Annotated in this window: 13 protein-coding genes; 5 read left to right on the top strand and 8 right to left on the bottom strand. The window is 63.3% G+C overall.

Annotated features, from left to right (window positions below; translation table 11 throughout):
* Nucleotides 1–241 precede the first annotated feature (241 nt).
* The 5 genes from NGR_RS11505 to NGR_RS11485 form a co-directional block, all read right to left on the bottom strand.
* Nucleotides 242–1,132 (bottom strand): GNAT family N-acetyltransferase, encoded by an 891-nt coding sequence (locus tag NGR_RS11505; protein WP_012706618.1) that lies wholly within the window; start codon nucleotides 1,130–1,132, stop codon nucleotides 242–244.
* Between the two features lie 97 nt (nucleotides 1,133–1,229).
* A complete protein-coding gene (locus NGR_RS11500; protein WP_012706617.1) occupies nucleotides 1,230–3,497 on the bottom strand; it encodes a hybrid sensor histidine kinase/response regulator in 2,268 nt (755 codons plus the stop codon).
* Nucleotides 3,498–3,543: 46 nt separating this feature from the next.
* Complete coding sequence (lspA, locus tag NGR_RS11495; RefSeq protein WP_012706616.1) at nucleotides 3,544–4,044, bottom strand: signal peptidase II; 501 nt, start codon at nucleotides 4,042–4,044, stop codon at nucleotides 3,544–3,546.
* Nucleotides 4,044–4,901, bottom strand: a complete 858-nt coding sequence (locus NGR_RS11490) for a TrmH family RNA methyltransferase (RefSeq protein WP_012706615.1) — start codon at nucleotides 4,899–4,901, stop codon at nucleotides 4,044–4,046. Before NGR_RS11490 ends, lspA begins: the two co-directional genes overlap by 1 nt.
* On the bottom strand, nucleotides 4,898–6,040 hold the full coding sequence (locus NGR_RS11485; RefSeq protein WP_012706614.1) for a class I SAM-dependent rRNA methyltransferase: 1,143 nt from the start codon (nucleotides 6,038–6,040) through the stop codon (nucleotides 4,898–4,900). Before NGR_RS11485 ends, NGR_RS11490 begins: the two co-directional genes overlap by 4 nt.
* A 251-nt stretch (nucleotides 6,041–6,291) precedes the next feature.
* Here NGR_RS11485 and NGR_RS11480 point away from each other — a divergent pair, with 251 nt between their 5' ends.
* Nucleotides 6,292–6,750, top strand: a complete 459-nt coding sequence (locus NGR_RS11480) for an SRPBCC family protein (protein WP_012706613.1) — start codon at nucleotides 6,292–6,294, stop codon at nucleotides 6,748–6,750.
* Between the two features lie 45 nt (nucleotides 6,751–6,795).
* Here NGR_RS11480 and NGR_RS11475 read toward each other — a convergent pair whose 3' ends face one another.
* The 3 genes from NGR_RS11475 to sppA form a co-directional block, all read right to left on the bottom strand.
* On the bottom strand, nucleotides 6,796–7,137 hold the full coding sequence (locus NGR_RS11475) for a DUF1049 domain-containing protein (protein ID WP_012706612.1): 342 nt from the start codon (nucleotides 7,135–7,137) through the stop codon (nucleotides 6,796–6,798).
* Between the two features lie 116 nt (nucleotides 7,138–7,253).
* Complete coding sequence (locus NGR_RS11470) at nucleotides 7,254–7,556, bottom strand: integration host factor subunit beta (RefSeq protein WP_164924139.1); 303 nt, start codon at nucleotides 7,554–7,556, stop codon at nucleotides 7,254–7,256.
* Between the two features lie 119 nt (nucleotides 7,557–7,675).
* Entirely contained in the window at nucleotides 7,676–8,635 is a 960-nt protein-coding gene (gene sppA, locus NGR_RS11465) for a signal peptide peptidase SppA (RefSeq protein ID WP_012706610.1), read from the bottom strand.
* Between the two features lie 260 nt (nucleotides 8,636–8,895).
* On the opposite strand from sppA, the gene lptC reads away from it, so the two are divergent.
* The 4 genes from lptC to rpoN all read left to right on the top strand — a co-directional run bounded on the left by lptC (nucleotide 8,896) and on the right by rpoN (nucleotide 12,773).
* Nucleotides 8,896–9,564, top strand: coding sequence for an LPS export ABC transporter periplasmic protein LptC (lptC, locus tag NGR_RS11460; RefSeq protein ID WP_164924138.1), 669 nt, complete (start codon nucleotides 8,896–8,898; stop codon nucleotides 9,562–9,564).
* A gap of 16 nt (nucleotides 9,565–9,580) precedes the next feature.
* Complete coding sequence (locus tag NGR_RS11455; RefSeq protein WP_012706608.1) at nucleotides 9,581–10,144, top strand: LptA/OstA family protein; 564 nt, start codon at nucleotides 9,581–9,583, stop codon at nucleotides 10,142–10,144.
* A gap of 14 nt (nucleotides 10,145–10,158) precedes the next feature.
* Complete coding sequence (gene lptB, locus NGR_RS11450; RefSeq protein WP_193377907.1) at nucleotides 10,159–10,971, top strand: LPS export ABC transporter ATP-binding protein; 813 nt, start codon at nucleotides 10,159–10,161, stop codon at nucleotides 10,969–10,971.
* 242 nt (nucleotides 10,972–11,213) lie between these two features.
* On the top strand, nucleotides 11,214–12,773 hold the full coding sequence (gene rpoN / locus NGR_RS11445; RefSeq protein WP_012706606.1) for an RNA polymerase factor sigma-54: 1,560 nt from the start codon (nucleotides 11,214–11,216) through the stop codon (nucleotides 12,771–12,773).
* The last annotated feature ends 165 nt before the right edge of the window (nucleotides 12,774–12,938 follow it).

Raw genomic sequence — 12,938 nt, 5'->3', positions numbered from 1 at the left:
GTCATTAAAAATGCAGGAATTTACCGATGACCGCGGCTTCTTTCGGTTGCAGCGGCGATCATTCCTTTGTTTTCTACACTGCTTCGTGCTGAAATTTCGATCCAACCACAAGAGTAGACTTTCGTATTTTTATTTTAGAAGTCAAACATATACTTAATAAGTGGTTAATACTTAAATTGCTGCAAATATCGCGCGGCTCCGCCCGCCCGGATGGGCGCCGATCTGAGTCCTGGCGGAGTGATCAGGAGACGGACGAAGAAAAGCGGCCGGCGTCGGCGCCGTAGTAGTTGAGATAGCGGCCGGAGATATTGCTGATCGGCAGAACGATCAGCACGTCCGTCGTCCGGAAAGCGTGATCGACGACGGCACCGTCGCCGACCATCGCACCGAGCCGCATATAGCCCTTGATGAGCGGCGGCAGCGCTGCAAGCGCCTTCTTCGGATTGATCGCTTCGGGCGGCATGAGATCCATCGTGCGATAGAGTTCCGGCCGGGCGGCGACCGCCCATTGATCGCGGGCGAGCAGGTTGTGGTGGAGAAAGGAAAGCGCCAGCGCATGCTCCTCGGGAACGACCCCCGGAAGGGAGCCGCAGCCGAACATGGCATCGATGCCATGCTTCAGCGCATAGGCCCAATTGCCCTGCCAGAGCAGTTCCACGGTGCGCTTGGTCCGGTATTCCGGCAGCACGCAGGAGCGGCCGAGTTCCATGAAGCGCTTGTCCGGATGACGGGCGAGAAGATCGTCGATGGCAAATTCGGAAGCCGAATAGAAGCCGCCCGCCCGCGCGGCGACCTCCTGGCGCAGCAGGCGGTAGGTGCCGACGATCTGCTCCTCGGCGTCCCCTTCGATCGAGGTGTCGAGGACGAGCAGATGGTCGCAAATCGCGTCCCAGCCGTCGACATCGCGCTTGCGCCGTTCGGCCTCGGGCGTCACCTGCGCCTTCATCTCCTCGACGAAGACGCGGTAACGCACGGCCTGCGCCGCGTCGATCTCCGCGGCAGTACGGGCAAGCCGCGTTTCGAGATTGGCGATACGGCCGAGAACATCGGTTGCCGGTGCCGCAATGGTCTTGCGGCTGCGAACCTGTGAAGTGTCAACCACGCTCGTCGAATCCAGAAGGTCGATCGTCATGCCGTGTCATCCCGAATCGTCATTGTCCGTCGGGCTTAAACCACGTTTCTGCAACAACATAGTGACACGGGGACGCGAGGCAACCCCGGGGACGGATCTACGCCTGCCCGGCATCGAGCAGCCGCGCGACTTCTGCGAGGAACCGCTCCGGTTCGGCCGGCTTTGTAAGGACGGCGTCCGCACCGGCCGCAAGCAGCAGCCGATGCAGATCGCTTCGGACATCCGAGGTCAGAACGACCACAGGCACCCGGTTCCCTTTTCCGGCTGCTTCGACCCCGCGAAGGCGCCGAAGCAGGGCAAGCCCGTCGCCGCCCGGCATATTGAAGTCCGTCACGATGAGCCCGGGTGCAGCCCTCCCTTGCAACGCAGCTTCGAGCGCGGCGAAGTCGCCGACATGATCGACGCCGTGTCCGGCCCTCTCCAGCATCTTCCGCAGCACCAAGGCATTCACCGGATCGTCCTCGGCGAGCAGCACCCGGCGGCGATCCGGTGAAACCGCGGCAGCCTTCCGCGGCTCCGCCCTGAGGATTGGCCTGTTGTCGTTGATTCCATCGCGCTTTTCGATGCCCGTCATGCGGCCGAGCAGCACCTCCACCAGGGATTTCTCCCGCAAGGGGCGGATCAGCCAGGCCTCGTAGCCGCCCATCCGGTTCACCGGGTGGCTGCTGCGCTCTTCGGGGCTGATCAGGCAGGTCTTGCGCAGTCGCTGACGTTCGAGTGCCGGCTCCAGCAACAGGAGTTGGCGCAATTGCGACGCATGGCGGTGATCGACGATGATATCCGTCAGTGGCAGGGCGCCGGCGAGCGGCCTGGCGATGACTTCGCGCGCCGCCGACAGGGTTGGCGCGCGATGGCATTGGCCGCCCAGGGTCTTGATGGTCGCGGCAAGCGCCATCGAAGCGGGGCCGTCGGGAGCGAGCAGAAGGACATGCGCGTCGGCAAGGGCGCCGCGGCGGGGCTGCGCAGCTGAGAGGGCCTCGTCGACCGGAAAGCGAATCTCGAAGCGGCTCCCCTCTCCCGTAACGCTCGACGCGATGAGGCTGCCGCCAAAGGCCTCCATGATGCGGCGGGAAATCGCCAGCCCGAGGCCTGTTCCCTTGGAGCGCTGGGCGTGGTCGCCGGCCTGCTCGAACTCCTCGAAGACACGCGCCAGTTCGTCGGCAGACATGCCAGGGCCGCTGTCATCAACCCGGATGCGGACATGTCCTTCGCCGTAATCGGCCGTGACGAGCACGCCGCCGGCTTCGGTGAATTTGACGGCATTGCCGATGACGTTGAACAGCACCTGCCTGAGACGCGCCGCATCGAACCCGAAGCGAGGCGGTACGCTCGCATCGATCGCCACCCCGATTTCGATGCCTTTCTCGTGGGCGCGATGCGAAAGCATCTCCACCACGTTCTCGATGACGAGGCGCAGTTCCTGCTCCGACGGATGCAGTTGGAAGCGCCCGGCCGAGAGCGAGGAGAAATCGATCAGGTCCTCGACGAGTTGAACCAGGGCGTGACCGGACTGCTGCATGTCGGCAAGATAGTTCCGCTGCTCGGCCGACAATTGCGTCTGGGCGAGCAGATGGCTCATGCCGAGGATGCCGGAAAGCGGCGTGCGGATCTCATGCGTGACGGTCGCCAGCAGCCGCGATTTCGCCTGGCTCGCCTCTTCGGCGCGCAGCCGTGCCTCCTCTCCGCGGCGCACCGCTTGCGCCTCTTCCGTTACGTCTCGGGCGATGCTGTGGCGCATCAGCCGGCCGCTCGCCGGCTCGCGGATGACGACATCGTGCCAATCGTAGAGGCGTAGGCCGGCCGGCGTCGCGAAACGGACGATGAAACGGTCCGGATCCGGCCGCGGCTCGAAGCTCAGGCCCAGCGAAGCACAGGTCAGCCCCCGCACGTCGACCCGGCCACAAACTCGACTGAACACGGCATTCGCCTGGACGATCTTGCCGTCCATGCCGCGGACGAGCGCGATGTCGCCGAGCGCATCATGGATCGTCGAAAGCAGCTTCGCCGTCTCCGAACACCGCTCGGTCCGATCTGCTCCGCTACCCGGCTCCGACGCCTGCCGGGACGCGGCGCCTTCGCGGGAGAGCAGCAGAAAGGCGCCGGCGAGGGCACCGACCGCAGCTACGGCCGGCAGCAGATGAAGGCCGGCGCGTGCCCCCGCGACGAGGAGAAGGGCCGCGGCGGCCAGCCCGGCGACAGCCAGGAGAATGTGGCCAACGGACGTTTCGCGGTCGACCGGCGACCTGCGCGCTACCGGAGGAGGACGGCCTGCCATCGCCGTCGCCGATCGCGCGACGTCGACGGCTGCTGGCATCGCGCCCGGGCCGGCTTGCTTGCGCTGCTGGGCTGAGAAAGGCTCGCTCATGCCTTCAGGCTGGCATGGCAACCTTCCGAATGGCTTCAACGGACTTCTAAAGTTTTAGCGACCGCGTCTTTTTCGTCTGCAGCAGCTCGTCCAGGATGATCGCCCCGGCGCCGACGGTGATGAAACTATCGGCGAGATTGAAGACGGCGAAGGACCAGGTGGCCGTGTGGAACAGGATGTAGTCGATGACATAGCCGAAAAGCAGCCGGTCGACGAGATTGCCAAGTGCGCCGGCGATGATCATCGCATAGCCGAGATGGGCGAAGAACCGGTCCTTCGGGGTGCGGCGCCAGAGCCAGAGAACGAAGGCGACGACGGCCAGGCGCATGCCGACGATGAACCAGCCTTCCATGCCCGACAGCATCGAGAAGGCGACGCCGTAATTGTAGGTGCGATAGAGGGCGAGCATCGGAACGACCGGCACCGCCTCCTGGAAGGGCAGGAAGGCTTCCACCAGATACTTGATGGCCTGGTCGGCAACGAGCGCGACGAGAATGAAGAGCGCGATCGGCAGCGGCCGGGAAAACAGGGTGTTGCGTTCGCTCATCAGGGGGCATCCAGCGACAGAAGGTGGCGGCGCGCTTCGAACAGCATGATGCCGGTGGCAATCGCCAGATTGAGCGAGTCGGCGCGGCCCGCCTGGGGGATGCGCGCCAGCGCGCCGGCTTCGCGGGCGAGTTCGGCCGGCAGGCCCGCCTGCTCGTTGCCCATCAGCAGGACGACGGGCTTCGATCGGTAGTCGATGGTGCGATAGTCGACGGAGCCCGAAAGGTGCGTCGCCACGACCTGCACGCCTGCCGATCGCTGCCAGCGGAGGAAGTCCTCGGCGCTGGCGCGGGCGACGGGCATGGCGAAGACGGAGCCCATCGTCGCCCGCACCGTTTCGAGCGAGAACGGATCGGTGGTCTCGCCGACCAGAATGATGCCCGAGGCACCAGCCGCGTCGGCCGTGCGAATGATCGTGCCGAGATTGCCGGGATCGCGCACCCGGTCGAGGGCCACGTAGGTCTCACCTTCCCCCGGACGGATATCCTTCAGCGGCTGGTAGCGCTGCTCGAAAATGCCGACCACCATCTGCGGGTTGTCGCGGCGGGTGATCGTCGAGATCACCTTCTCGCTAACCTCCAGGACGAGCCCGCCCCTGGCGACCGCCTTTGCCGCTACCTGCCCGACCTGCGGCTTGCCCTTGGCCGCCTTGGCATAGACGAGCGTCTTGATCTTCCAGCCGAGATCGAGCGCATCGATCACCAGCTTCAGCCCTTCGGCCATGAAGGAACGCGTCTCGTCGCGGTGCTTCTTCTGGGCGAGCGCGCGGATATCCTTGACGATCGGATTGGTGAGGCTGGTGACCTCCTTCACCTGGCCGACGCGCGGCGTGCCGTGATCGCTTCTGTCAGAGTTCATTTGGGTACCCAGCGGCTGAAGAGGGAAGTGGACAGCGCCCGCCCCGGCGCCTTGCCGTCGAGACCGCCCTCGCGGATGATGAGTTCGCCCGATTCCACCCGGCCGCCGCGCCCGCGCATCGTCTCGCGCATGAGTTCGTGGATCGAATAGAAGCTGGCGCGGATCGAATAGGCGGTCAGCACCAGGCCGCGGGCATCGGGCGACAGGATTTCGCGGCAAATGTCGAGCATCGCCGCCAGATGGTCGAAAAGCTGCCAGACCTCGCCGTTCGGCCCTCGGCCGAACTTGGGCGGGTCGGTCAGGATGATGTCGTAGCGGCTGCCGCGCCGCTCCTCGCGCTGGATGAACTTCATGGCGTCGTCGCATATCCAGCGGATCGGCAGCTTCTCGGCGCGGGCCATCGCCTGGTTCTCCCGCGCCCAGCCGATCGCCTTCTTCGAGGCATCGACATGGGTCACCTCCGCGCCCGCCTTCGCGGCGACCAGCGAGGCGACGCCGGTATAGCCGAAAAGGTTGAGCACCTTCAACGGCCGGCCGGACGCCGCCACCTGGTCCTTCATCCAGGACCAGTGGGCCAGCTGCTCGGGGAACACGCCGACATGGCGGAAGGAGGTGAAGCGGCCGAGAAAATCCGTATCGAGAAGCTGCATCGGCCAGGTTTCCCCCAGCGCCTCGCGGGGGAAGCGCCAGCGCCCCATGCCGTCCTCGTCGGTGTCGCCGGTGAAGATCGCATCCGCCTTTTCCCAAACGGCAGCGGGCAAGGCCTTCGGCCACAGCGCCTGGGCCTCGGGCCGGACGATGCGATAGGGTCCGTACTGTTCCAGCTTCTCGCCGTCGCCGCTGTCGATCAGGTGGTAACCGGCGGTCGGCACCGTCTCGAGGATGAGCGGCACGGTCTCGGCCGGCTTCTCGCCGCTGCGCGGCTCAATGGATCGTGCCGGGGTGCTTTCCTGTGCAGCGGACCGCGGCGATTTCTGCGCCGCTGCCTTGGGTGACGGCAGCCCGCCGGCCTTGCCCTTGGGGGCGCCGCTCTTTGCCGATGGATGCCGTGGCTCGTGACGTCCGCCACGGGCCTCCGCGCCGCGTCCCTTTGCCGCCGTGACCGAGGCGTTTTTCGATCGCCGATCTTTTTCCTTCACAAGCTGATCCTTGGATTTCGCTCGACCACCGGCACCTCGTCCATGCCCGGCAATCAGACGGAATGCGCCTTCCCCGCGCCCGGAATGGACGCGCGACCTGCGCAGTGCGTGCAATAGCACCGTGGATGCTCTTGGCAAAGCCGTTTCCGGTCTGCGAAGATCGGTGGCGTCACTACAGCGCCGCGCGCCTGATCGGGCGCGCAATCTCGCTGTAGCACTTTAAATTGCTGCAGTAGATGGGAGGAAGCTCTATGGACATCACCGGTGAGGAGCGGATCGCGGCACGCCGCGAAGCGGTTTGGCAATGCCTGAACGACCCCGACATCCTGAAGCGGTGCATTCCCGGCTGCCAGGCGGTCGAAGCGGTCTCGCCAACGGAACTCACGGCCGTCGTCAAGGTCAAGATCGGCCCGGTTTCGGCGACGTTCAACGGCAAGGTCACGCTCTCCAACCTGAACCCGCCCGAAAGCTATACGATATCGGGTGAGGGAAAGGGCGGCATCGCCGGCTTCGCCAAGGGAGGTGCGGATGTCACGCTTGCCGAAGAAAGCGACGAAACGCTGCTCAGCTACGATGTCAAGGCCGAAGTCGGCGGCAAGCTTGCTCAGCTTGGCTCTCGCCTGATCGATTCGACCGCCAAGAAGCTGGCGCAGCAGTTCTTCGCCAATTTAAACCTCGCCGTCAGCGGTGCCGCCGAAGCGGCGAGTTGAAAGCGGCTACGATTCAAGGAAACATGCCGTAGGGCCGGCGCGCCCTCAGTTCTGCGGTGCCGGCAGATTCACCTGCGACAACCTTTCGGCCTCGCTGCGGTGCTTTTCCGCCTCGCGATGCCACTTCAGCGCCTCATGCGCCTCGCTGCGCGCGCGGCGACGGTATTTTCCCTGGCTGAGCCAGACCGCGGCCGCTCCGAGGACCAGTCCGACGACCACTGCGAGAAACAGGAAGAGGAAAAAGGGCGCGGATACCGAAAGCACGCTGTCGGCCGTATCGAAGGGATTGAGCGCCAGCGTCACCGTCTGGCGGTTGGCGACGCTCAAGGCGATGAGGATGACCCCCAACGGTACGAGCACGACGATATTGACGATTTTCTTGAACATGCACCGCTCCGGCTATGGCACCGGCTCGGATTGCCCTCGGCAGGCTCGGCGCGCAGGTTGGAATGAGAGGGACTCGCCGCTTTCAGAAAGACGGGCCGCCCTGGCCGATGCGCCTCTCAGTCGTCATCCCTGTCGTTCATGCCGGGATTGAGCCGCTCGCGCAGCTCCTTGCCGGTCTTGAAGAAAGGCACCCATTTTTCCTCGACGAAGACGGAATCGCCGGTACGCGGGTTGCGGCCCGAGCGCGACGGCCGGTTCTTCACCGAGAAGGCTCCGAAGCCGCGCAGTTCGACCCGGTTTCCGGCCGCGAGGGCATCAGTGATCTCATCGAGGACCGCATTGACGATATTTTCGACATCACGGTGATAGAGGTGCGGATTGCGCGCGGCCACAATCTGCACCAGTTCTGACTTGATCACTTTCGCCCCCTTGGTTTTTTTGCTTTTTCTGTCTGCTTGTGACGCTTGGAAGGTCGCGCCGGACGCCCGGAACACGGTGAGGGCCTCATCGCGCCTCAGGGCAGCATACCCGGCCTTCCTTATTGAGCATCAACCTGCCAAACCGAAACAAGACCGTCAAGAAACAACTTGTCGCCGCCGATCTTTTCAAGTCCGTTCATCGCTGGAAAAGCATCATATCCCAACAGCTTGAGCCAGTTGGAGACGACCGTCGAAAGCCCGAAAGGGAAGGAACCGCCCGGCGCTTCCCAATCCACCACGGGCAGGTCCTTCGACACCTTGCGATCGGCGAGGAAAGCCCTGATCTCGTCGTCTCCGCCGATGGTATCGACGAGCTTGCCCTGCAGGGCCTGACGTCCGGTGAAGATGCGGCCATCGGCCAGCGCCAGCGCCTCCGGCCGCGGCAGCTTGCGCCGTTCGGCCACCAGATCGACGAACCAGTTGTAGCTGTCGTCGATCATCGTCTGGATCATCGCCCGCGCCTCCGGGCTCGGCGGATGGAATGGAGAGGGCTCGGCCTTCAACGGCCGCGACTTTATCGACTCCAGCGACACGCCGACCTTGTCCATCAGTTGCTTGACCTGCGGATATTGGAAGATGACGCCGATCGAACCGGTGATCGAGGTTTCCCCGGCGACGATGCGATCGCCAGCGAGCGCTATCATGTAGCCGGCCGAGGCGGCGAGCGTCCGGACATCGGAGACCACCGGCTTCTTGGCTGCGACCTTGCGGATCGCCTTATAGAGCACCTCGCCGCCATAGGTGGTGCCCCCCGGCGACGATATCGTCACGATCAGCGCCTTGGCGGATTTATTGTCGGCAATCCTCTCCAGCCTCTCGACCAGTTCCCGGTCGTCCTGGATGACGCCGGAAACGGTGACGCGGGCAACGTGCTCGCGAGCCCGTTCGCTGACCTCGGTCCAGCCGGAAAAGGCAATGAGCGCGAAACCGCCCAGGACGAGAATGGCAGCGGCCGTCCAGCGCCAGAAGCTCAGCTTCCTGCGCAGGCTGCGGCGATCGGCAATGGCGAGTTCGTCCATGGGGCATCTCCCAAAATTTGGCGCGGGTTCTGTCAGTTTCCTCAGGAACATGCTATCTGCGCCCGCAGTGGCAGGCTAGATAGGCGCGGCTGGCGGCTGGGGAAAGCCAAAAGGCGCGTTTTTCGCAGTCCCTTCAAAGTTTTTGCCGCTCCATTGCCGGACGATGACAAAATAACCATATTCGCCGTGACCTACGCCATTGCATGTAAATGCGGATCTTGCAGATATCGCAAGAACCCAACGGAACCGACGGGCCCTTGATGCTGAACCAAGCGCGCTATCCCGATATCCTTGCCGATTCGGGTACGAGCCCCGCCGATGCCTACGCATCGGCGGCGCGGCATTCCGCGCGGGTGAAGCGCCTGAAGATCGTCTTGCCGTTCGCGGCCGGCGTGATCGCCCTCGTCTTCGCAGCGATTTCCTTCGTGCGCGCCTTTCTGCCGGAGGATCTGCAACTCGAAACCGCAACGATCGAAAACGGCAAGATCGTCATGCAGAATCCGGCGATTTCCGGCCGCAACCGGCAGGACATCAGCTATTCCATGAAGGCCCAGCGGGCGCTGCAGGACATCGCCAATCCCGACATCATCACGCTTGAGCAGATCCATGCCGAGATGCCGGTCAACGATACGCTGGTCGCTACGGTGGACGCGACAAGCGGCATTTACGATCGCGGCGCAAATACGCTCGACATGAACGCCCCGTTCACTATTTCTATGAATAATGGCGTCAATGCCGATTTCCAGTCGGCATATCTGGATATCGACGCCGGCGAAATGGAAACCAAGCATCCGATTGCCATCAGCATGAACGGCGGATCGATCATTGCGCAGTCGCTGCGAATGACAGATAAGGGACGTATTGTAACATTCGAAGGCATGGTCCGGGTCAATGTCGAACCGAGCGCCATCCGCAAGAACGCCAAATAGGACCTGGTGCACCCCCATGTCGGTCACATCTACCGTTTCTTTTAAGGTTTCCGCCAGCCTGGCTGCCGCCGGGATCGGCGCTTTGATAATTGCTTCCGGCGCCTTGGCGCAGGCCACATCCAGCCGCATGAAGGGCATGCAGCTTTCCAACGACCAGCCGATCCAGATCGAGAGCGACAAGCTCGAGATAAAGGACCCGGAAAGCAAGGCGATCTTCACCGGCAACGTGAAGGTCGTGCAGGGCACGACGACGCTGCAGGCCGGCAACATGACCGTCTTCTACAAGGCGACCGAGGGCGCGACGATCACCAGCGGCAACGCCGATATCGACCGGATCGAGGTCAACAACAAAGTGTTCCTGAGTTCCGGCGCCCAACAGGCAACGGGCGATACCGGCCTCGTCAACCTTACCAACCAGACTATTGTGCTCAAGGGCGACAAGGTCGTCCTGTCCGAGGGCAAGAACGTCTTCGTCGGCTGCCAGTTGAATGTGCAAATGGATACGGGCGAAGCCCAGCTCGAGGCCTGCGGCGGCCGCGTGCAGATTCAGCTCGATCCGCAGTCCCGCAAGCAGAATTGATGCAAGATTCGGACGTGCAGATTCCCTTTCTTCCCAAACGCAAACGGGTCAAGAAGCCGTCGGCGGCAGCCGTTGCTGCGCGGACGGTCGACAAGGCGCGCTATGACGGCACGCTGATCGCCCGGGGCCTGACGAAATCCTACCGCTCGCGGCGCGTCGTCAACGGCGTCTCACTCGTCGTGCGGCGTGGCGAGGCGGTCGGCCTGCTCGGCCCGAACGGCGCCGGCAAAACGACCTGCTTCTACATGATCACCGGACTGGTCCCGGTCGACGAGGGATCGATCGAGATCAACGGCAACGACGTCACCACGATGCCGATGTACCGCCGGGCCCGCCTCGGCGTCGGCTACCTGCCGCAGGAAGCCTCGATCCTCCGTGGGCTGACGGTCGAGGAAAACATCCGCGCCGTGCTCGAGATCCACGACAAGAACGTCGATAGGCGCGAGAGCAAGCTGAACGACCTGCTGGGCGAATTCTCGATCACGCATCTGCGCAAATCGCCGGCCATCGCGCTCTCGGGCGGCGAGCGGCGGCGCCTCGAGATCGCGCGGGCGCTCGCGACCGACCCGACCTTCATGCTGCTCGACGAACCCTTCGCGGGCGTCGATCCGATCTCGGTGGCCGACATCCAGGCGCTGGTGCGGCATCTGACCTCGCGCGGCATCGGCGTCCTGATTACCGATCACAACGTGCGCGAAACGCTGGGACTGATCGACCGCGCCTACATCATCCATGCCGGCGAAGTGCTGACCCATGGCCGTGCCAACGACATCGTCACCAATCCGGATGTGCGCCGGCTCTATCTCGGCGATAATTTCAGCCTTTAACGATGCGCAGGCAAATTGGCGGCCCTACAACGCCTCGGTGCTTGACCAAATCCCGGTAATAAGCAATTTTTGGGCCAACTACAGCGCCGTGCGTCTTTTCAGACGCACAAAGGACGCTGTAGCACTTTAAATTGCTGCATGTACTTATCCTTAAATCGGTTACGATTTCAGGAACATGCAGTAAGAATTGGTCCCGTCCACGCAAGACTGGTCCGGAGATTTGACGGGAGTTTCGCGTCAGCATGGCTTTGTCCGCCAGCCTACATCTGCGACAATCACAGTCGCTGGTCATGACGCCGCAACTGATGCAGTCGATCCAGCTGCTTCAGATGACGCATCTCGAACTCGGTCAGTTCATCGCCCAGGAAGTCGAGAAGAACCCTTTGCTTGAGTTCCAATCCGCCGATGAGGCGGGTTTCGGTTCGGATCGGCCCGAGCGTGATGAGACAGGCCTGACGGCCGAGGCGGGCGGCGCGGAGGAATCCGTCGACCACGGCGATCTCTACGACAGCGCGACGACAAGTCCCGGCGAACGGCTCAGTACCGAACTCGACGCCGACTTCGCCAACGTGTTCCAGGACGACACGGCGCCGCAGCGCGCCGACGCGCCGGAACTGTTGGGCCAATGGAAATCGATGCCGGGCGCCGGCGGCAGCAACGACGGCGAGGGATACGATCTCGACGATTTCGTCGCCGGTCGGAAAACGCTCCGCGAGACGCTGATCGAGCAGGTCGCCTTCGCGTTTGCCGCCCCCGCCGACCGGCTGATTGCCCAGCATCTCATCGACCAGCTCGACGAAGCGGGCTATCTGCATGCGGAGATCGCTGAAACGGCGGCCAGGCTTGGCGCGAGCGCGGCAGATGTGACGCGCGTCCTTCTCGTGCTGCAGCAGTTCGATCCGCCCGGCGTCTTCGCCCGCACGCTCAGTGAATGCCTCGCCATCCAGCTGCGCTTGCGCAATCGCCTCGATCCGGCCATGGAGGCGCTTGTCGCCAATCTCGAACTTCTGGCGCGCCGCGACTTCGCAAGCCTCAAGAAGATCTGCGGGGTCGACGAGGAGGATCTCATCGAGATGCTCGCTGAAATCCGCAAACTCGATCCGAAGCCAGGAACCAGCTTCGAGACCAGCGTTACCGAGGCGATCATTCCCGATGTCGTCGTACGTTCGGCGCCCGATGGCGGCTGGCTGGTCGAGCTCAATCCCGACGCATTGCCACGGGTTCTCGTCAATCACGACTACTTTGCCGAGATCTCGCGCCACAGCCAGAAGAACAGCGCCGAGCAAGCCTTCCTCAGCGAATGCATGCAGAACGCCAACTGGCTGACGCGCAGTCTCGACCAGCGCGCCAGGACGATCCTGAAGGTCGCGAGCGAGATCGTCCGGCAGCAGGATGCCTTTTTGGTGCACGGGGTCGACCACCTGCGGCCGCTGAACCTCCGGATCGTCGCCGACGCGATCAAGATGCATGAATCGACGGTGAGCCGCGTCACCTCGAACAAATACATATTGACCCCGCGCGGCCTTTTCGAGCTGAAATATTTCTTCACCGTCTCGATCGGCTCTGCGGAGAACGGCGACGCTCATTCGGCCGAATCCGTCCGCCACCGCATCCGCACGATGATCAGCCAGGAAAGCGCCGACGCGGTGCTCTCCGACGACGATATCGTCGATATCCTCAAGCGGGCCGGCGTCGACATCGCACGGCGCACCGTCGCCAAGTATCGGGAGGCGATGAACATCCCCTCCTCGGTCCAGCGGCGTCGCGAAAAGCGCGCCCTTGCCAAGGCAGCCGGCTTCTGATTGCGGTTTTTTTGCGGCCGCAATTGACTCCCCGCGACGCAAGCGATATGAGGCCGCCGCGAATTACCGAGGCCGTCACTTCACTTCGGCGGCTCCGAGCGACCCGATCGAACCCTCGCTGAAACGCTTGGATGACGGAAGCGCTTGGAATAGACTGGATGCGCA

Source organism: Sinorhizobium fredii NGR234, assembly GCF_000018545.1.
GTDB lineage: Bacteria > Pseudomonadota > Alphaproteobacteria > Rhizobiales > Rhizobiaceae > Sinorhizobium > Sinorhizobium fredii_A.
The sequence above is the reverse complement of the archived record's forward strand: the minus strand, read 5'-3'. Positions and strand labels throughout refer to the sequence as shown.

What these genes read in the sequence shown, in the direction of transcription:
- NGR_RS11480 (WP_012706613.1), top strand. Translation starts at nt 6,292, where the DNA reads ATGGACATCACCGGTGAGGAGCGGATCGCGGCACGCCGCGAAGCGGTT.
- lptC (WP_164924138.1), top strand. Translation starts at nt 8,896, where the DNA reads ATGCTGAACCAAGCGCGCTATCCCGATATCCTTGCCGATTCGGGTACG.
- NGR_RS11490 (WP_012706615.1), bottom strand. Translation starts at nt 4,901, where the DNA reads ATGAACTCTGACAGAAGCGATCACGGCACGCCGCGCGTCGGCCAGGTG.
- lspA (WP_012706616.1), bottom strand. Translation starts at nt 4,044, where the DNA reads ATGAGCGAACGCAACACCCTGTTTTCCCGGCCGCTGCCGATCGCGCTC.
- sppA (WP_012706610.1), bottom strand. Translation starts at nt 8,635, where the DNA reads ATGGACGAACTCGCCATTGCCGATCGCCGCAGCCTGCGCAGGAAGCTG.
- NGR_RS11505 (WP_012706618.1), bottom strand. Translation starts at nt 1,132, where the DNA reads ATGACGATCGACCTTCTGGATTCGACGAGCGTGGTTGACACTTCACAG.
- NGR_RS11455 (WP_012706608.1), top strand. Translation starts at nt 9,581, where the DNA reads ATGTCGGTCACATCTACCGTTTCTTTTAAGGTTTCCGCCAGCCTGGCT.
- NGR_RS11475 (WP_012706612.1), bottom strand. Translation starts at nt 7,137, where the DNA reads ATGTTCAAGAAAATCGTCAATATCGTCGTGCTCGTACCGTTGGGGGTC.
- rpoN (WP_012706606.1), top strand. Translation starts at nt 11,214, where the DNA reads ATGGCTTTGTCCGCCAGCCTACATCTGCGACAATCACAGTCGCTGGTC.
- NGR_RS11500 (WP_012706617.1), bottom strand. Translation starts at nt 3,497, where the DNA reads ATGAGCGAGCCTTTCTCAGCCCAGCAGCGCAAGCAAGCCGGCCCGGGC.